The following is a 19,998-nucleotide window of genomic DNA, read 5'->3' as shown; positions in this document are numbered from 1 at the left end:
TCTTACGTTGTGGGTCGGGGAAAGTGCTTGGATAAAGGGAAAGCGCTGTGATGCGGGGAAAGAAAGCGAAAAGTGCGCTCAGTGATTAGCACTGAGCGCGTTCGCTTACTGAATAATAAAAATGTAGCCCTGCAGAATGATAAGGTTGACAATATCGATGAAGAAAGCACCGACAATGGGCACCACCATAAAGGCTTGAGGCGCTGGGCCAAAACGATTAACAATCGATCCCATATTCATCACGGCTGTCGGCGTGGCACCTAGTCCAAAGCCACAATGGCCACCGGCAATAACTGCCCCTGTGTAGTTACTTCCCATCAACTTAAATGTCACGTAATAGCTAAATACACCGATTACGATCGACTGAATGGTCAGAATAATCAAGAAAGGGACAGCCAGGTCGAGAATATTCCAAAGCTTCAATGTCATCAGCGCCATGGCAAGGAATAGTGACAATGACACTGTCCCGACCATATCAACCGTTTCTGATTCCAGCTTTCTAAATTTAAAGATCTCAAGGGTATTGGTAACAATCACACCCAAAAACAAGGCATATACAAAGTCTGGGATCATTAACCACTGAATATTAAAGCTATTAACCCATTCCGATAAATAACGCGCGCCCGTAATACAAAGCAATAAGATGAATAAGACTTCGATCACTTTCTTTGCGGTTACTTTGTCTTCTTCATTTTCGTTATATGTCACCAACTCAGGATATTTCTGATGTGTCGTCGTGCCACGACCATATTCTGATTCTAATTGGTGCTTATTAATCAAGCGTTGCGCAACCGGGCTGCCGATAATGCCACCAATGACCAGGCCGAGTGTGGCGGAGGCCATTGCAATCTCGAGCGTGCTCTGGATACCGTATTCATCGGTCAATATCTGTGCCCATGCCGCGCCTGTGCCATGCCCACCAGACAAGGTAATGGAGCCAGCCACAAGGCCCATCAGTGGATCCAAGCCAAGCATCGATGCAAAGCTCACCCCAATCGCATTCTGAATAATAATGTAGAAAGAAGCGATAGCGAGGAACCAAAATACTTTTAACCCACCTTTCACCAATTGTTTATAATTAGCCGCTAAACCCACAGTGGCAAAAAACATTAGCATAAAGGTGCTTTTTAACGGCAAGTCAAATTTAAAATCTATACCGTTTGAATGCAGCACTGCAATAACACAGGCAATAATTAACCCGCCGACAATAGGTTCGGGGATATTAAATTTACGTAATGCAGGAATTTTTGAATTAACAAAATGGCCTAGAAAAAGCACACCAATGGCGATCAAAAATGACTCTAGTGCACCAATAGAATTGAGTTGATACATATAACCTCTTTGTTTCTCTCATCACATCCTCCCTGATAATCCAATTTGACCTTTATCTTTTACCTCATGTTATTCACGTTGAAGTCAATGCTGGCTTCCACATCCCAACGACATCTCAGCATCCTGCTTATCGTTTTTAGTTGTTTGACACTGCGAGTATCGCCAACAGTTGCTTGACGCCTCGGTGTGTCTGATTCGCGGCACAATAGCAGAAATCTGTGATTTTGGCACCAAGTATCGAACTTTATGCGTCAATATCGCTGCCAATCATTGAATTAGCGAGGTTATTTACGTCATAGCCAGTGAGTAATGTTGTCGACATTTTCAGCAAAAATCGCCTACATTCGCATCTGTTTGCGACAAATGACGGAGGCGGCGCCGCAGATCGATCGCTAACCATGCCCCCACAGGTATTGCCAATGCCAAATTAGAGGCCGGATAGGCCAGCCAAACCCCATCCAATTGCCAATATGACGCAAAGAGAAACAAAAACGGGAGTTGCAGTACGATATTACCGATACTGATCATTAGCGCGGTTCGCCCGTGATGAATGGCTTGAAAGTACGCGGCGGTAACGACAATAAAGCCATCGAGAAACAGAAGGATCAGGTGCAACCGTAATCCATTGACTGTGCTATCCAGTAAGGCCGGATTGCCGCTGCCAACAAATACGCGTGCCAAGGTGTTGGGTAAGCCATTGATCACTGCCACAAAGGCAACGCCCGTCACTAAGACACAAGACAACGCCATCAATAAGCACCGCTTTATCCAGTGTGGCTGACTGGCACCCGCATAAAAGCTCACTAAAGGTTGCATCCCATTGGCTACCCCTTCGGCTAGCAAATAGTACACAATGACCACATAGCCGATCACGGCATACGCCCCTACCGCCAGTTTTCCGCCGTGCAGCATTAAAAGGTGATTGTGCACCGCCACCATCACAGCGCTATAACCGTACATAATCCAACTCGCCGCACCGATTGCACAGATATGCCGTGTGATTGACCAAGCCTGTGACCATGACGGCCAAATAACTTGCAACCGACTGCGCCGAGAAAAAAAGTAACTGACGCCTACCAGCGTTACCGCCGCTTGCGCTAACGCCGTGGCAATGGCAGCGCCGGTTAATGCCCACTCAAGCCAGACGATAAACACCAGATCAAAACCAATATTGAGCAACGCGCCTAACATCATCAATCGCGTCGCCAAGCCGGGTTGATCGTCGTTACGCAGTAAAATAGGCACTGCCATCGAACCGAGGGTAAACATATTGGCCCAAACCAGTACATCTAAGTATTGCACCGCAAAAGCCAGCGGCACCTGCTCTGCGCCTTGAAGTGCTAGTAGATATTCGCCCCACGCGACCAGTGCGAAGCTAAGAAAAACACTGAGAAGTAGCACTAATCCGATCGCGACCGCGAGCGTGTGATGCCCGGAGGGATCATGCCCTTTTCCGCGCGCAGCACTTATTTTCGCCCCAGCGCCAACACCAATCATCAGACCAATCCCTAACATGCCTGCGATCAATGGCCAAATCAGGTTAATGCCTGCCAAGCCATCAGCCCCCATGACATGACCGATAAAGATGCCATCAATGACTTGATAAAGACCATTAACCAACATAGCGGCCACGGTAGGTAACGTATAGCGCCAGAACTGGCGTGACAGTGAATGAAGTTGTGCAGGCATTAATGGGCAGTGTGTCAGGGTATGATGATAAATATCATACCCAATCTCCACCACAGTGCTGGTTTGGGATCAGCACAGTTTGGGATAGCGCACGTGTTAGTGATATTGATAAGTTACATCGTTTCCTCGTACGCGAAAGCGCGCAAAGAAAAACGCCTTGGCCACTTCTCCCCTCAAAGAAACAGCGCAAGACGCTTGAGTCTTTCATTTAGACAGGATGCGTGAGGCACTCTCCCATTTGAGTACTGATCGCACGGAGAACGTCTCGCCGAGTGATAATCCCTACCAATTTACCGTCATCAACCACTGGATACAGCTTAGGCTTGGTGGGCATCATCATTTCGGCCAGCTTAATGATACTGTCTTCTGATTGCACCGCGAGTGCATTCGGCGTCATACAATCAGACACAGAGTGGGAGTCTTGACAGTGATAGCTGTCTCTTAGCAATTGCTGCAGCATATCTTGCTCGGAAATAAACCCCACTAAACGTTTGTTGGCATCAATCACGGGTCCACCAGTTTGTTGGCTCCGCAGTAATTTTTCCAGCGCACTGGATAGCGGCATATCTGGCGAGAATGTCACCGGCCGCTTGTTCATATAATCTTTAACTTTGATCGACTCCATGTCGCCCCCTCTTCAATGCTTAACTCACGCCATATACCTGCTAACCACGTCATATCAAAATGTGTATGCCGCGTAGCGTGGCTATGGTTGTCCCGTCCTTTAAGTGTTGTCTAAGTTGGCAAAATGTCTAAATCACTTTGAACAATTTGTGTGATTGGACAAAGCAATGATGTGGCGTGATTGCTTTATACCGGCTTCACACGCCTCTCAGCCTCATATGCAACAAGACAAGCTCGCACGCCCTTCTCTTTTTGTTTTGTCACAAATTATTAAATAAGACAGCCATAGAGGTAGATAGGGTTTCATCGATTTCATACCGTATCAAAACAAATGGATGATATTCAAAACGATGGCGACTCTCGCATGGGGATGGGAAGAAAACGATGAAAATTATTGCGGTTTACAGTAACAAAGGTGGTGTGGGAAAAACGGCGACGTCGGTGAATATGGCGCATTTGATGGCAGAAAGCGGCTATCGCGTCTTGCTTTGCGATCTCGACCCGCAAGGCGCGTCATCGTTTTACTTTAAGCTCAAACCATCCAAGCATTTAGGACAAGACAGCTTCTTTACCCGAGATAAAAAGTTTAAAAAGTCCATTCAACCCAGTCACTACCCCAACCTTGATGTGGTGCCAGCGCACCATGACTTTAAAGACTTCGATATTTTTCTAGCTTCACAGAGAAGCGGGTCAAAAAGCCTCTTCAAACGTCGATTTAAAGCCGTTAAGGATGACTACGATATCGTGATACTCGATTGCCCACCCACTCTATCCGCGCTGTCTGATGCGGTATTCCGCCATTGTGATGAACTGCTAACCCCCGTGATCCCGACGACGCTTTCTGAACGCACGCTTGAGCAGCTTTATCAATATTTTATCGCCCATGATTTTGATGTAGCACGTATTCACCCCTTTTTCTCGATGGTGCAGAAAACAAAGCGCTTACACGTCGACACCATGCATCGGATGCAGAAACAATACCCTGCTATGTTAGATGCCCATGTGCCCTTTAGTAGCGATGTGGAAAAAATGGGCGTGACCTGTGCACCTGTCACCGATATCGGCAAAGGAACCGCTGCGGCCATGTATTATCGTCGATTATGGCGGGAGTTCGCAGCGCGGGTGCTTTCCGATCAACACGCTGCATAGGCGGCGCGCCTAAGCGCATAACCATTCGCGCATTACCAACCCAACAAGCGGTACAACTCGCCCGTTCTTACCGCGCGATGAGCCTGCGCAATGGTGCCGTCGCGCGCCCACGACTCAATGACCGGCGCAATGATTGGCTCCACCTGACGCCAATTTTGTCCGGCTTGTATGTCTGGCAAGTACAAAAGTCGCAGTAACAAGCCGTCTAAACCCGTTAATAGTTGTTCCGGCGTGCGATCATTAAAAATGGAAGGAAACACGTTATCGTCGTCATTGGGCAGCCCCATGATCTGGGTTAGCTCTTCAACCACACAGGCGACTAACTTACCTTTAGATCGCGCCAAATCAACTGGGATCACGACCGCTGCACGCCGTATCCAACCATTTTTATCAACGGCAAAATTAGCCGCACAGACCGCTTTGCGTAATGGGGTGACATCGTTGGTTTTAAAGTATTGCCGCGCATCGTCTAAAAAGCGTTGGTGGTTGGTAAATACAATGGTCAGATTAGCGGCTTTAGGGTGCGAAGCCGGGATAAAGTTTATCCCGGTCAAACTTTGCAAATGATCAAGGTGGTAGCGGACGAGTTTATCGTGAAGCTCGCTGTCGCTGACGACATGCGACACGGTATAGCGCACGGATTCTCTCCACTTACGAACACCATGCTCGCCTTCTACATATTCACTTTTCAACGCAATGCGATAAAACGCATCTTGAATATAACTCGGTTGCTGCCAAGGTTGCCCAACAGCAAGCGTACTGAACGAGACCAGCCACACCACGATAAGCCCGATCCTCACTCGACCCTTAAACAACAACGTTCACTACCTCAACCCCGCGCTTTCGATGCCTGTTTAGCTTAGCACACCAGTTGATAAACAACTGGTTGAATCGCGTGCTGTCTGTTTTTTCTTACCATATCTGTTGAACATGGAATAGGAATACCACTTTTCTAGACATTTTTTTGAACCAGATCCTCAATTTGATAGCGAGCACATTTTTAGTTATTCAGTAATGTGGATAGTAATGGGCGATTTGACTCACTAACTCGAGGATTCTATGCGTAAAACACCGCTCGCACTCTTGCTCCCCTTTGCGTTTTCCGCCCAAGCCGCTACCATCGTTGATGCCTCTGATTTGGATCTTAGCCAAGCACTAGACGCCAACACGGCACGCTCAGCAATGGCGGCAGCGCCTGCACTCAGTTTTCGTGAAAAATCGCGTCTGCAAGTGGGCAATCAATCACTAGTTCGTAAGCAGCAACTGCACCATGGCATTCCAGTTTACGGCTATTCTGTGGTTGAAAACACCGCCGCGCGAGGCTTTGCGCCAAGCGTTAAAGGTGACGTTGTCACTGATATCGAACAAGATATTGGTGGCACTCTCCCCATGATTAACCAGCAGCAGGCTATTGCGATTGCTCAAGGTCAAACGAGCCAAGGCAATCGTCATTTTCACCAAGCGGATGCAAACACAGAATTGTTGATCTGGTTGGACGAACAACAAACAGCGCGTCTCGTCTATAAAGTTGACTACCTTGCCAGCGATAACGGTCATCCTTCGCGCCCGATGAAAATCGTCGATGCGAAATCGGGAAATATATTAGATAGCTGGGAGGGAATCGCACACTTAGAGGCCGGCGGACCCGGTGGTAACCAAAAAAGTGGACGCTATACCTTCGGCCCTAATACTCAACTGGGCGGCTTTGAAGTCAACCGCTACTGCCAAATGGACAGCCCCAACGTTGTCACGGTCAACATGAACAATCAGGAATGGGGTGGAAGTGTTCACCAGTTTAGTTGTCCCCAGAACAACTACCGCCAAGTCAACGGGGCTTATGCACCCATGAATGATGCGCAGTACTTTGGACAAAAAGTCTTTGAAATGTATCAAGATTGGCTCGGCGTACGCCCTATCCGTCAAAAGCTCACCATGCGTGTCCATTATGGTCAAGGCTACGGCAATGCATTCTGGGACGGACAACAAATGACCTTTGGTGACGGCAACGGCAGCATGTATCCGTTAACCACTTGGGATGTGATTGCCCATGAGGTCAGCCACGGTTTTACTGAACAAAATTCAGGGCTCGAATATCGCGGCATGTCGGGAGGCATGAACGAATCTTTCTCTGATATCGCCGCCGCGGCACTTGGTCAGTATGTTTATGGCGACTTCAACTGGAAAATGGGTGAAGACGTGATGAAATATAGCGATGCGATGCGCTATTTCATTAATCCAAGCCAAGATGGACGCTCCATTGGTCATGTCAACCGTTACTACCCAGGCATCGACGTGCACTTTAGCTCAGGCATCTTCAACAAAGCGTTTTACCATCTTGCCACCAGCGCAGAGTGGGATATCCAAAAAGCGTTTACCGCGTTTGCCACCGCCAACCAATTGTACTGGCAACCTAACTCGAGCTTCCAACAAGGCGCCGATGGCGTATGTGAAGCCGCGAAAGCGCTAAACTATTCGGCCGTTGCTGTCAGCCAAGCCTTTGCTGAAGTTGGCATCCAAACCCAAAGCTGCCAAGGAACCGGTGAAACGCCTACCCCAGATCCAGAGCCGCAGCCGACGCCTGAAGTGGTACCGCTCACTTTCGATCAGCCAGTGGAACTTCACGGCTACGCAGGTACGGCTCACCAGTTTGTGATTAAGAATGCACCACGCGGTACCGTATGGCTACAAACTTATCGTGGTCAGGGTGACGTTGATTTATATACGGCGGTTGGCCGTCCAGCGAGCGCCGAAGATCATGACTGTGCGTCCACCAACGCGGGTAACGAGGAATACTGTGGTTTTAGTGAGATTCAAGGCATGGATCTATATGTCACTGTCACCAGCAAGGTGGACTACGCCACAAACGTAATCGCACGCCTTGATGACCGTGGTATCGAGCAAAACCGCTGTAGCAACGTCCCTAGCTGGGGAACCTACAACTATTACTACTCCGGCGTCAGCGTTCAATATCAAGGGCATCTGTTCCAAGCGACGCAAGATAACTGGGGCATTGATCCATTCTCGAATCAATGGGTTTGGCAATATCAAGGAAGCTGCCAAGGTTAATATTGTTGTCTTGTGATTAGCGGCTAGCCACGGCTAGTCGCTTTTTTATGATTATCTCGCAGGCCGTTTCCTCACGACTGTGATCACGCCACGATTCTGCCTTCTTCTTGAAAGTGACATTCGCATTACTGCTTCTTTACATCTATGTTAATGATTATTGGTGATAATCAGATAATTGGGCAGATTGAATGCATCTGACGATTTTTTCTAACATATTTCGCGCCAAGCTTGTGGCGCTGCTGTTTTTATTGTGTTCCCCACTCGTTTGGGCCGCGCAAGGCAATGCTGAGAACATTCAGTATCCTAGCATGATCATGGGACTACTCGGTGGGCTGGCGCTGTTTCTCTATGGTATGGACAAGATGTCTAATGCCCTCAAAAGCGCCGCCGGTAGCCGCTTAAAAACCTTGCTCGCCAAACTGACCACCAACCGCGTGGCTGGGGTGCTCACGGGCGCCGGCATTACTGCCACCATTCAATCGTCTTCCGTCACAACCGTATTATTGATAGGTTTTATCTCAGCAGGCCTGATGTCACTTGCCCAAGCGACCGGGGTCATTATGGGTGCCAATATTGGTACCACGGTGACTGCGCAAATTGTTGCCTTTAAGATCACCAAAGCAGCGTACGTAATGGTCGCTGCCGGCTTTCTCACCCAATTTATCGCCAAAGCCGACCAAACCAAACACTACGGTAATATGCTGTTCGGCTTAGGTCTGATTTTTCTGGGCATGAACGTGATGAGCGATGCCATGTCACCGCTGCGCGATTATCAGCCCTTTATCGACGCGATGGCGACCATGGATAACCCTCTGCTCGCGATCTTACTTGCGGCGCTGTTCACCGCATTAGTTCAGTCGTCTTCAGCAACAACAGGGATCGTAATTGTCCTTGCCGGACAAGGTTTTATTTCACTGGAAAGTGGTATCGCCCTTGCGATGGGCGCCAATATTGGTACCTGTGTGACAGCACTTCTCGCCGCTATCGGAAAATCCCGAGAAGCCAAACAAACCGCCAGCATTCATGTTCTTTTTAATATCATCGGCGTCATGATTTGGCTGCCACTGATCTCGCTATTAAGTGATTGGAGCGTTGCACTTTCTCCAGCTTACCCCCAACTGACAGGTGTCGATCGTTTGGGCGCTGAACTGCCGCGGCAAATTGCTAACGCCAATACATTGTTTAATGTGCTTAACACACTGGTTATGTTGCCTTTCGCCGGTGGGTTTGTTTGGCTAGCGAAAAAGATTGTGCCACGCTCGAAAAAGCCACTCAGTAGCGAAAAGCCTATCATTACTCCTAAATATCTGGCGAAAGAGTTATTGATGACACCAGATATCGCGATGGATCAAGCGCAACTTGAGATTGGTCGTATTGGACGGCGGGTCTGTAACATGATGAATACCCTGCCGCCACTCACCTCGAAACTGGCAAGCCAACCACAACGCGACGCGGCGATCGCCGCATTAAAACAAATTGATGAAATTGAAAATCAAGTCGATGCCCTGCACGGACACATCCTGTTTTATTTAGGCAGACTGCGCAAAGAACCACTTAGTCACGCGCAAAGCCAACGTCAAATGGCATTAATTAGCATGACCGACCAACTGGAAAGCATTGCGGACCTGATCACTAATACGCTGATCCCGATAATGGAAAAATCCCTCAATGCGGATATCACCATCAGTAATAAAATGCGTACGACGCTAGATGCCATGCAAGAAAAGGTGACTCATGCGCTGCTTGATTGTGTCAATGCGATTCGGCGAGGCGACAATAAGCGCGCCAAACAGGTCTTGCACGCAAAGCGCGAGCTGAACGCCCTGCTTGATAAAGTTCTCGCCCATCAAGCTGAGCGTCTGGTGGAGGATGATGCCAACCGCTTACAACTGTTTAGCATTGAGATGGAGTGGACCGAGTCTCTCAAACGTGTTTATACCGTCACCAAACGGATCGCGAAGTTGCATCTGCGCGAAAAAGAAGCCTAGTGCCGTATTGTTTGGGGAATATTGGTGCATAAATAGCAAAATAGACAAAGAAAACGGAACCAAGCCCTAATTTTTGGGCTTTATAACCCAAGCGTGTCGGTAAAATCGTTATAACGGCTCCGCCTAATGATATCTAGGAGCCTGAAATGTATACATTATTCCCTTCCCGACCCAAACCTTTATCGGCACTGATTGCCCTCGCTGCATTGAGCAGCACCAGTGCATGGGCTGATGCTCACTGTGAGATTGCCGATTTGGCAGCCAGTAACGCGCCTATCGAAGCGATTATGAGTGCTGAACGCAGTTGTTTTACCAGCTGGTATGACACCACGTCTATTCGATATAGCAACGTCTACCAAGAAGCGTTTGTTAGTAAAGTGGCACAGCGTTTATCGCAGACCATTACCCATTATCAGGGTGAGGACGAACAAGCTCGCCAAATTGCTAACTTAGCTGAGTATGTGCGTGCCGCCTACTATGTTCGCTTCTATGGCGATAAAGCAAATCCTGACTACTCTGACTCGCTGGGCGATCGCCTTGCGGATGCGATCAATACGTTCTTACGTTCGCCTTTCGCCACGGCCAAGGGCAGCGCCCAAACCGATGCTTTGCATGGTTTAACGCTGATGGCCGACAGCATCAAGCGCTTGCCGCAAACCCTAGACCTGCAAATTCAACTGCTTGAAAACCTCGACCAAGAACGCTTAGACGAGCGCCGTTACGCAGATGCGCTCAATAACCTTTTCCGCGCCATGGCTGGCCACCAATCTCGTCAAGCCTTTTACGATGTGCTCGCCGCTGATCTCTCCTTGATTGACCGCCTTTATCAGTTCGTTATCAATCACCCTAAGCTGTCTAACAGCGACCACGGCGCGTTGTTAGTATCAAACACGGTCCGCGAAATGGGACGACTATTGATAGCCCCCCAAGCCAACGTGCGAGATCGTGTGATTAGCCACTATAGAGATCTATTACCCCGTTTCCCGTTGGGCGGTCCAAACGACGCCGTTTGGGTAGGCATGGTAGAAATGGTGGATGCTTATGCTCCCGACAAGATGGCCGAATTAGGCTTGTCTGATGCCAAAGCCACGCTAGAAGCCAAAGTGATGCCTTATCGCCACCAATGTGATGGCCCGGCGATTATTCGCTCACAGAGCATGACACAAGCACAAGCGCAACAGGCATGTGAAAGCCTGCACAACAAAGAAGTGGCTTTTCATCAAACGGTTAGCTCAGGCTATCAAGCCGTCGCCGACGATCTGAACGACAGTGTTGAAGTCGTGGTATTTGATAACCCATCGGACTACAAAACCTACTCAGCATTTTTGTTTGGTAACTCGACGGATAATGGTGGCCAATACTTAGAAGGGAACCCTGCCGATCCAAACAACCAAGCCCGTTTTATCGCGTACCGGAATGATAATGGCCAATCGCTTTCGATTTGGAACCTTGAACACGAGTATATCCATTATCTCGATGGTCGATTTAACATGTACGGCGACTTCAACGACGTGCTTCGTCACGGTCATACCGTCTGGTGGCTAGAAGGCTTTGCTGAGTATATGGCCCATGGTGATGACTATGCCGAAGCAATTCGCTTAGGCAAAGAAGGCGGCTATTCACTCAGTGACGTGTTTGCCACCACCTACCAACATGATGTGAACCGCGTGTATCGCTGGGGATATTTGGCCGTACGCTTCTTGTTTGAAAAGCATCCAGAGGCTGTGGATACTTTGCTTGACGCGGGTCGCACCGGAAAATTCGATCAGTGGGCAAATTTAGTCAAAGACTATGGTCAGCGTTATGATCAGGCATTTGCGCAGTGGCTGACCACCTTGGAAGACACCGATGCCGGTGAACCACCTCGTCCAGAACCGGAGCCAGAGCAGCCAGAAGTCACAACACTGTCTCTCGGTCAGACCGTCACCATTAGCGGGCAAGCATACAGTGAGCACCTGTATCAAATTGACCTAGCCCACCCTGCTAGTGCGCTTACATTCAGTATCGAAGGACAGGGCAACGCGGATCTCTACGTGGCAAAAGGCCGTCAAGCGCATTATTACGACTATGACGCCACCGAGTGGAACCAAACCAGTAATGAAACCGTGATACTAAATGATGTGAAGCCGGGTCGGTATACCTTAAGTGTCACCGGTCGCGGTGACTTTACCGATGTCACTGTCAAAGTGAATGCAGAAGGCCAAGTGCAACCCGAGCCAACCCCAGAACCAGAGCCTGAAACACCAGCAGGCACCGATGACTTGCGCCCAACGCAACTTAACGTCGCCAGCCCAAACAGTATTAGCGTTTATCAACGTCGCTATCTGTATGCCGATGTACCTGCGGGAGCCACCAAGGCGCAAGTGTGGGTCATGGCGGATGGTGACGCGGGGGATCTGAGCGTATTCGCCGCCGAGGATTACTGGCCCACGCAAGCACAAAACCAAGCAGCCTCTGACGTACCGGGCAGCAACCAGTACATCGAAGTTGATTTACGTGACCAGCAGCGTCTGCACTTACTACTTGCAGGTGATGGAAGCCGAAGCCAAACCGATGTGCGTGTTTATTTTCGTTAAGCACTAAGCACTAAGCACTAAGCACTAAGCACTAAGCACTAAAAAAATGTTACCAAGCGCCACTGCCGAGTGGCGCTTTTTTGTTCGGTTGCCATATAAATGGGAAAAGAATAGAAAGAGGAAAAAGACGCAAGGGATGATTGCTGTTTTCTCTCCCACACAAATTGAGACAATGCGGCGAGAACCAACCTTTATCGCTATTCACGAATAATAAGGAGAAACCATGACCGAATGGGAAAAGATGTGCCAAGGACTTGTGTTTGATGACAGCGATGGCTCCATTGATATCCGGCGGGACCACGCCACACGAACCTTGCAAGCATTCAACCAAAGCGTAGAGACGGCAACAAGAAAGCAACTGCTCAACACGTTATTACACACTATCGGCGACGGTTCGGTGATCCAACCGCCGTTTTATTGTGAGTTTGGCGAAACCATCCAGGTTGGTAGTAACACCTTTATCAACATGAATGCCACTATGCTGGATGGGGCCCCGATCACGATTGGCAACCATGTGCTGATTGGCCCCAATACCCAGTTTTACACCGCAACCCACTCACTTGATTATCGAAGCCGCCGCGCTTGGGAGACCTGGTGTAAACCTATTGTGGTCGAAGACGATGTATGGATTGGCGGTAATGTGGTGATCTGTCAAGGCGTCACGATCGGCGCACGCAGCGTCATTGCCGCCAACGCCGTGGTGAAACACGACGTGCCACCTGACAGTCTTTACGGTGGCACGCCTGCACGGTTAATCAAGTCGCTTAATCATCACGATTAATCAATATTGCGCCAGCCATTTGGCGCATTAAGTCTCCAGCGAGTAAACTCGGCCCCACTGTAAATGGCGCGTCCCTGTTTGCCATAAATCACCGAAATAGAGGACGCCTCTTCACCAGCCAGTATCCGATTGACGTACTCTCCCGCCTGAACGCCTTGCGATTCACCAAATAACACCACCCCACCTGCGGTTTGGCCTTTACCCACTGAAAAGTCCCAGAAACCAAACAAAGGGATCGCACTGTGTTGGTTGGTCCATGCCAACACCTTATCCGGGTCTACAACATTACCATTGCTATCACGGATAATTTGATAGAGTCCCACAACAATAATGTCGTAGCCATCGCTACTGTTGACCGAGGCTTTCCACGCGTCAAACGTCTCATGGTTTTCAATCGTGGCATCAATCCCCAGTTTATTCTTCAAACTTTGATACTGTTTACCGATATGGTCGGTGGCAATGGTTGCGGTTGTCCCCGCATCAAACATGATTTTGACAATCAGCTTATCTTTACCCAACATTTGCCCAATCTCTCGCATACTGCGCGCAAATAGCGGGCGCTCGAGCACACCGGTTACTCTCGCCTTACCGCTATATTTGGCCATCAATCGACGTGGGTTAGCATTGATACCTAAAAATACAATATCGATATCTTCATTTTGTAATCGAGGTAGCATGTAACCCAACGCATTATCGTCACCCAGTACCACTACATCGGGCGCGACCTGTTGATACATAGCAAAGGCTTTGTCGGCTTGACTGTCATAATCGGTTTTCGGTAAACGCTTCGTATCCATCTCAAAGGTATGTAAGGTCACATCATCGCCAAGCGTGTTTTCGAGCCCACGAATATAGCTTTTATCCCAGCCGTATTCTTTGTGATAGCTCTCAATCAATAGGACGTCAGCAGCCCATAACGGGCCTACTGAGGCAGCATAGACCACGATAATCAGTAGCCAGTTTTTCATACTCACGCTCCGTCTTTTTTCTTTCGTGCTATTAACCCTAGTCAAAAGATGGATATCGAGAAAGCACATAGCCAGAGCGAGAAGTCAGTCATAACTAAAAAGGGAAGGAATATGGAAAAAGCCGCCACATTCGTGACGGCGATAGATAAGTGATTATCGGGGGATAAAGGTATTTTTGTAAAACCCATGGAAGCCCGAGTTCGGCACATAAAATTCGACCCCGCCGAATAAGCGCAGTGCTTTCCCCTCGCTTTGGGTCTGTTGCTTAGCCTCAATGGCACCAAAACGTTTATAGCGATTTTGTGTGACGAGAATAAATTCGTGTCTACCGTCATTGTCCCCTTCTGGTGGCGAGTAGTGACCGACAATTTGAAGCCCCCAGCTAGTCCCTCCTTCAGGTAACGGCATATCTTGCAGCAACCGTACTTGCGTAAAGTTGTGTTGTTCATCGCGCTCGATAATTGTCTGATATAGGCGACGATCTTCTTCTGCAACACCATCCAGTTTAAGGGTATAGAAAATACTCACCATATCGCCAGTACAAACAGTCGTTAACGATGGGAAGTAGTCATCCGGGTAGCCATCGGTAAAATCTTCCGTGATGAGTGACACCCGTCCATCTTTGACTTGATATACATGCTTATCTTTGCATACCACAATAAAAATGCATGACTGTTGCTGGTGTACTGCAACAATATCAATAATATCCTGCGGGCGTGACGACGGAAGCTGAATGATATCGCTACTTTGTGGGGCCTCTTCGATACCTTGTGTGAAGTAAAGATTCTTCCTGTAACTACTATCTTCGCACAAGAATAGTGCCTGGCTATTGAAATAGCGGTTAACACATTCACTTGCTATTGTGCAGCGCTTTATATGCCAATCTGGGTTCCATTGTTCGTAGCTCAAACTATCATTAAAGCCATCGCTGAAAAATCGATCGGTACGACCAAACTCAGGGTAATCGAAATCACCGCCAAAGTAATAAGTGCGACCCGTGATTTGAGATGATATCATCGTTCCGAGTACTTCTCGGCCTACAGTGTCTTCGACAGATTGAATGTACTCCCAGTCAGTATTCATTGTTTTTACATCAAATGGTCTAAAACAGACATGTCTATCCCAATATATCCGAGTGCGACAAATGTACTGACCAATGTCGGCATGAATAAGGTCTGCAGGTTGCACCACTTCATTGGTATAACGCTGTATCGGCGAAGGCCGGGGCTCCGGCTGACGTAATGCATCGAAAATCCACTGTGCGATCGCGATCACTATCCCTACGATGGCGACCACAATACCTAACGGTCCTGCCAGCACACTCCCCATCAGCGCCGCGACCGCAAGCCCAAATGCAGCGCCCGATATCAAGAAGTTAACTGAAGCCCACACAATATCCGCGGTATCACCGCTAGCAATCGCTTGGCCGAGATTCCAGCTGGCAATACCGACCGCAATAAAGGCGAGTCCCACAAAACATTTATTAACCAGACTCGATATTTTGCCGAGAAATAATGACTCCGCAATTCGACGCTCAACGTTGATAAAATTGGCAACACGACCGGTCAGTTTGCCCAGAAACTGACTAAATTTAGCCATCACTTTCGCGAGCTCATCGGTTATCGGTGTCCCATTACCGAATAAGAAGTGTGTCACTTTAGTCGCAAGGATCTCATAGCTAATTTGCAACGAGGTTTCGATAAATGCGGCGCCCAGCCCAATAAGCTCAACGGGGTTATCCCACTCTTCTCTGTCTGTTGCGGATGCCCAAGTGAAATGTCCCACACCCAGCAACAAGGTCAACGAGGATAGAACAACGTCAGTCATACTTCGCTGGCCACTGACCGGCGTTGCCAATTCAGGGTATTGTCTCGTCAACGCTTGCTGGGTGGCATCGTTACCCAAGGTCTCGTCGCGTAACCCAAGTCCTTTAAACGTATTCCAAACACTATACACGCCACCATTATTGCTAAAGAATTGCCGCCAGAATTGGCTTTGGATAGGCGAGTCATTGTTCTGCAGAATACGGGCAACGGCCAAGAAGTTCTCCTCATTGGCGAGCACGGAATACTGATCGCTCTCACTCCCCCAGCGCAAACTAAACGCGACGCCGTTAATCACAGTACCGAATAACACTCGCTCGATGTCACGCAGCGTGTTCTCCGTTTTGGGACGGCCTGCTGCAATATTTAAAGTGCGTATTTTCGCACTCGTCGCATTCACTTTTTGAACCGCAATATTGAAGCGGTTATCGGCATTGTCGTTTACCGCACAATCGTTAAGCAGCGACTCGAGCGTGCTATCTCGCTGGTAGTATGTGACCAGCTCATCTAACCAATAAGACGCATTTTGCTTGTACTGTCCCAGTACATTACTTTGACAATAGTTTGTCGCAATCGCGTAAAGCTCATCAATGATTTGTTTGAAGGTTTCCCCTTTCTCTGCCAAGTCGATATTGGCATGCGCTTTGATCATGTCCCAACTGTTATAGGCAAGGCGATCATTAACGTCCACATTCTCTTGCCCTTTGTAGCCATACTGCAAATATTGACTGATGTATTCAGCCATGTAGTCATTAAAGTAGGTTTGATAGCGCGCATAAACATCACTCACTGACTGTTGGTTATCATGCATGGCTAACACATCATCATTTGGCTCAACCGCACCGCCTATGTCGGAACTTAGGCCACTGTGATGGATCCGAAAGTTATGTTTCATCATATTCTGAAACATCACATGCGCGAGATAATTGGCTTCGTCAGTGGGCGTCTCGAAATCCACTCGGTCTAACCCTAAACCGCGATGTTCTGATGAATCCGTGTAAAAACTGATCGCATCAAGCTCACTGAGCCCTGCCGACGTAGTTGGTGCAATCCACTGTGCCGCTTTGACAGACTTGGGCAACACGGTAGCTGCCGCCATGGTTAACACTGCCGCCGACGAGTGGGTTAAAAAACGACGGCGACTTTGGGAGCGAAGCCCTTCCCAGACATTGCATTTGCTTTTCATGATCGTCCTCTTTTCAATCGGGATTATCTTGAATGGATAAAAAAACCCGCATCTTTGGATGCGGGTTTGAGGTTATTTAACCGGTTTGATGGTCAACTCGGCATTGTCGAAACCGAGGCTCGCCAGTTCATCGGGGTCAAAGTTAGAAATCAATTCCACCCCATTTGCTTCGCCAGTCGTGGTCATTGGCGAAATAGAGCGCTTAACGCGAGAGGAAGTCGCTTTGCCAATCGGCCTCGCTTGGCCAAGCTCAATGGTCCCTGCATACTGGGATTCCGCATAAAAATCACCCGACACATAGGAATAGAACGGACGCAAGCTCTTCCCTGTTGCCCACTGCATGCTTTCTAGGCCATATTTTTCAACTGCCCAGCTCCAGTCCCACCATTTTACTTCACCTGGGATGTAACGATGATGCCACTGGTAAGCAATATCGTGCTCAGGCTTGCTACTACGTCCCATCGTAAAGGTGTGGCTTCGTGTGGGACGGTTTTCAGGATGCGAATGCCACGCGTTACCTCCCCAGCGTAAAAAGCCGTCAAAGGTTACGTCATAACTAATATCGGCGCCAAAGCGGTACGGATAAGAAATGCTCGACCGATAAAGCTCAACGCGAATAGGGATCTCGGAGTTCGCCGGAACAAATGGACGCGCTTGTAACGTCACCTGCTCACTGCTCGAGCCACCATTGCTGTTAGCAAAGCTTTGATTCGCTTCAAATGAAATAGTGAGCTTGGTATCGCCAACCAATGGCCACTTAAATTCGTTTTCTGTTTGTACTTTTTGCGCAAATCCGAAGGTGTTGGTTTTCGACCAATTGGTGGCCTCATCGACCTTGAGGTCAACGACCACTTGTTGAGGCTCGTCGAGGTTGTTGCGAGCAACAGCAGAAATCGTTTTGACTAGCTGTTTATCGGACTCAACCACATCACCATGCCAGAAATCACTGTCATTTAAGGTATAAGCAAAGTTATCCACTTTGATGGTGGTTTTATCGCCACAGCGGTAGCCATCACACTCGCCATCATTGTTACCGCGGATCAACCATTGGTCACCAGAACGCCAAACGTTCATATCTTCACCGACATAATCACTTTGGTTACCGCCTACCCATGCGTAACCCAGGTAGTGCGCGAGATAGCTCAGTGGTTTGACAAATTCACTGCGGTTATTGACCAATGAATATTGGACATCGAGCTCAGTTCCTTCTGGTACGCTTTGAGCAGCGTAATCCGGAATCTCGCCCTCATCATTGATGGGATAGCACCATGTATCTTTCGTTTGGCCGTAGTGTTTGATTTCACCGTTATAGCCGCTACCCATGATCGCCCAATCGCCTTCAAGTCCAGCGATTTGCCATTTCCCCATTCGATCCATCAAAAAGTGGCGATGGGTACTCGCCTCGTCTGCTGTTAAGGGCCGATAATTAGCTCGACATTGGTCATCGCCTAAGGTATCGAGCACAATTTGGTCAGGATAGACTCTCGCCTGTGCAACTCCCGCACTGACGAGCACTGCGATGGTGGAGAGAGTCAAGGTTGTTGTACGTGAGATTGTCGCCATTTGACGTCTTCCTTTTGTTAGGTGTTATTAGAGTCTGCCGGCCATTCGAAAGCTGACCTTGTTGACCTTTTCATAGCCAATAACGAAAACAAAATGAAAAACGATGATTTAAATTCCCTTTATATTTCATTTCTTTAGGTTGAATTCATATTTATTCTAACAAAGTAAAACGTGATATTTATTCAGGAATAAAATTCACGCAAAACACAGAAAAAAAATAAATTAGAGTTAAGGCTCTATTATTTGAGTAAGGATATCTATGAGAGGAAGTCTAAATAATAAGATGTTGCAAAACACACTCGGCAAGGCTTATAAAAATAAAGCAAATACTCTATTTTTATTCCTCAGCGAGAAACTGCTCAATTTCATGAGTGGCATGCTCAATATTGAAAGGTGAATACCGGATAAGCACACTACGATTCGTCTTTCTTGAGACAAAATAAATCGTGGCATACTTGTGCTTTTTTTCTAGGTAGACGAGACAATCACACTGACTGTGGGTTAAAAATTGCTCCATAGGAAAGTCAAGGCGCGTGTCTTGGGGATAAAAAACGTAAAGGCTTCCGACTCGTTTCTGTGTCAGCCCGCCTCGCTGAACCAAATCACTCCAGCGCCAGCCATTGAGTTTTCCTACCACAAACACGCTGCTCGCCACACATGCCAATAACATCAACGCCATCATGGCACACTGACGTATCGGTTTACTCGCTACTGCCTTGTTTTCAGCATCATACCTCGACTCGTCAGTAGAGCTAGCTGTCGCGGCATTCGTCGTGACGGGGGCTACCTTAGTTTGTTCTAAGATTGCCTGTGACTCGCTGACAGTCTTGGTTTCTACCATACCCTCGACCATGCGATAGCCTTGCTTGGGTACGGTGACCACTAACGTCGGATCCGCGCTAATCGCCATGAGGCTTCGTCTCAGCGCACTGATTGATTTGGCTAACGATGTTTGACCAATGTATTCATTTCCCCACGCGTAACAGATCAAGGTTTGCTTACACACAGTCTTTGGGGCATGCAGCAACAAACATTCCAGCACTAAAGCTTCACGGAAGCCAAGTCGAGTGGATTTGTGGTCTTTATGGAGTTTCCTAGCAACAGCGTCGAAGTAAATCATAGGCTTTTTCTTTTTGATTATAAAAAACTCAATAAATCATTGCGATAGTAAACATTTTAATTCGAAACAAGATCACATTTTACATAAAAGTGAGACTCACTCTATTAATATAAAAAATAATAACCGCAATAAA

At 48.1% G+C, this 19,998-nt stretch carries 13 protein-coding genes; 5 read left to right on the top strand and 8 right to left on the bottom strand.

The window, feature by feature from the left end:
* Window positions 1–105: 105 nt before the first annotated feature.
* The 3 genes from gltS to N7E60_RS06135 all read right to left on the bottom strand — a co-directional run bounded on the left by gltS (window position 106) and on the right by N7E60_RS06135 (window position 3,646).
* Window positions 106–1,332, bottom strand: coding sequence for a sodium/glutamate symporter (gene gltS, locus N7E60_RS06145; protein ID WP_077675975.1), 1,227 nt, complete (start codon window positions 1,330–1,332; stop codon window positions 106–108).
* Window positions 1,333–1,656: 324 nt separating this feature from the next.
* Complete coding sequence (locus tag N7E60_RS06140) at window positions 1,657–3,021, bottom strand: MATE family efflux transporter (RefSeq protein WP_269598393.1); 1,365 nt, start codon at window positions 3,019–3,021, stop codon at window positions 1,657–1,659.
* 208 nt (window positions 3,022–3,229) lie between these two features.
* Entirely contained in the window at window positions 3,230–3,646 is a 417-nt protein-coding gene (locus N7E60_RS06135; protein WP_069588315.1) for a CBS domain-containing protein, read from the bottom strand.
* Between the two features lie 383 nt (window positions 3,647–4,029).
* On the opposite strand from N7E60_RS06135, the gene N7E60_RS06130 reads away from it, so the two are divergent.
* Window positions 4,030–4,794, top strand: coding sequence for a ParA family protein (locus N7E60_RS06130; RefSeq protein ID WP_269598392.1), 765 nt, complete (start codon window positions 4,030–4,032; stop codon window positions 4,792–4,794).
* 32 nt (window positions 4,795–4,826) lie between these two features.
* Here the strand turns inward: N7E60_RS06130 and N7E60_RS06125 are convergent, their stop codons facing one another.
* Complete coding sequence (locus N7E60_RS06125; RefSeq protein ID WP_269598391.1) at window positions 4,827–5,576, bottom strand: DUF2927 domain-containing protein; 750 nt, start codon at window positions 5,574–5,576, stop codon at window positions 4,827–4,829.
* Between the two features lie 277 nt (window positions 5,577–5,853).
* On the opposite strand from N7E60_RS06125, the gene N7E60_RS06120 reads away from it, so the two are divergent.
* From N7E60_RS06120 to N7E60_RS06105, 4 genes are all read left to right on the top strand, one after another.
* Window positions 5,854–7,860 carry a M4 family metallopeptidase gene (locus N7E60_RS06120; protein WP_269598390.1) on the top strand — a complete coding sequence of 669 codons (2,007 nt, stop codon included), beginning with the start codon at window positions 5,854–5,856 and terminating at the stop codon, window positions 7,858–7,860.
* A 188-nt stretch (window positions 7,861–8,048) separates the two neighbouring features.
* A complete protein-coding gene (locus N7E60_RS06115; protein WP_269598389.1) occupies window positions 8,049–9,848 on the top strand; it encodes a Na/Pi cotransporter family protein in 1,800 nt (599 codons plus the stop codon).
* A 146-nt stretch (window positions 9,849–9,994) separates the two neighbouring features.
* Window positions 9,995–12,424: a M9 family metallopeptidase gene (locus tag N7E60_RS06110; protein ID WP_269598388.1), complete on the top strand. Its 2,430-nt coding sequence runs from the start codon at window positions 9,995–9,997 to the stop codon at window positions 12,422–12,424.
* Between the two features lie 223 nt (window positions 12,425–12,647).
* The gene (locus N7E60_RS06105; RefSeq protein WP_269598387.1) at window positions 12,648–13,205 is read left to right on the top strand and encodes a sugar O-acetyltransferase; all 558 of its coding nucleotides are present in this window, start codon (window positions 12,648–12,650) and stop codon (window positions 13,203–13,205) included.
* Here N7E60_RS06105 and N7E60_RS06100 read toward each other — a convergent pair.
* The 4 genes from N7E60_RS06100 to N7E60_RS06085 form a co-directional block, all read right to left on the bottom strand.
* Window positions 13,202–14,173, bottom strand: coding sequence for an ABC transporter substrate-binding protein (locus N7E60_RS06100; RefSeq protein ID WP_096628045.1), 972 nt, complete (start codon window positions 14,171–14,173; stop codon window positions 13,202–13,204). The two genes, N7E60_RS06105 and N7E60_RS06100, sit on opposite strands and share 4 nt — an antisense overlap.
* A 153-nt stretch (window positions 14,174–14,326) precedes the next feature.
* Window positions 14,327–17,182, bottom strand: coding sequence for a twin-arginine translocation signal domain-containing protein (locus N7E60_RS06095; protein WP_269598386.1), 2,856 nt, complete (start codon window positions 17,180–17,182; stop codon window positions 14,327–14,329).
* A 72-nt stretch (window positions 17,183–17,254) separates the two neighbouring features.
* Complete coding sequence (locus tag N7E60_RS06090; protein WP_269598385.1) at window positions 17,255–18,745, bottom strand: aerolysin family beta-barrel pore-forming toxin; 1,491 nt, start codon at window positions 18,743–18,745, stop codon at window positions 17,255–17,257.
* 337 nt (window positions 18,746–19,082) lie between these two features.
* On the bottom strand, window positions 19,083–19,865 hold the full coding sequence (locus N7E60_RS06085) for a transcriptional regulator (protein ID WP_096628036.1): 783 nt from the start codon (window positions 19,863–19,865) through the stop codon (window positions 19,083–19,085).
* Window positions 19,866–19,998: the final 133 nt, after the last annotated feature.

Source organism: Salinivibrio proteolyticus (genome assembly GCF_027286365.1).
GTDB classification, from domain to species: Bacteria; Pseudomonadota; Gammaproteobacteria; order Enterobacterales; family Vibrionaceae; genus Salinivibrio; species Salinivibrio proteolyticus.
This window is presented reverse-complemented; position numbering and strand designations above follow the sequence as displayed.

Coding starts and splice junctions, on each gene's coding strand:
- N7E60_RS06135 (WP_069588315.1), bottom strand. CDS start 3,646: ATGGAGTCGATCAAAGTTAAAGATTATATGAACAAGCGGCCGGTGACA.
- N7E60_RS06085 (WP_096628036.1), bottom strand. CDS start 19,865: ATGATTTACTTCGACGCTGTTGCTAGGAAACTCCATAAAGACCACAAA.
- gltS (WP_077675975.1), bottom strand. CDS start 1,332: ATGTATCAACTCAATTCTATTGGTGCACTAGAGTCATTTTTGATCGCC.
- N7E60_RS06130 (WP_269598392.1), top strand. CDS start 4,030: ATGAAAATTATTGCGGTTTACAGTAACAAAGGTGGTGTGGGAAAAACG.
- N7E60_RS06090 (WP_269598385.1), bottom strand. CDS start 18,745: ATGGCGACAATCTCACGTACAACAACCTTGACTCTCTCCACCATCGCA.
- N7E60_RS06140 (WP_269598393.1), bottom strand. CDS start 3,021: ATGCCTGCACAACTTCATTCACTGTCACGCCAGTTCTGGCGCTATACG.
- N7E60_RS06105 (WP_269598387.1), top strand. CDS start 12,648: ATGACCGAATGGGAAAAGATGTGCCAAGGACTTGTGTTTGATGACAGC.
- N7E60_RS06110 (WP_269598388.1), top strand. CDS start 9,995: ATGTATACATTATTCCCTTCCCGACCCAAACCTTTATCGGCACTGATT.
- N7E60_RS06100 (WP_096628045.1), bottom strand. CDS start 14,173: ATGAAAAACTGGCTACTGATTATCGTGGTCTATGCTGCCTCAGTAGGC.
- N7E60_RS06120 (WP_269598390.1), top strand. CDS start 5,854: ATGCGTAAAACACCGCTCGCACTCTTGCTCCCCTTTGCGTTTTCCGCC.
- N7E60_RS06095 (WP_269598386.1), bottom strand. CDS start 17,182: ATGAAAAGCAAATGCAATGTCTGGGAAGGGCTTCGCTCCCAAAGTCGC.
- N7E60_RS06115 (WP_269598389.1), top strand. CDS start 8,049: ATGCATCTGACGATTTTTTCTAACATATTTCGCGCCAAGCTTGTGGCG.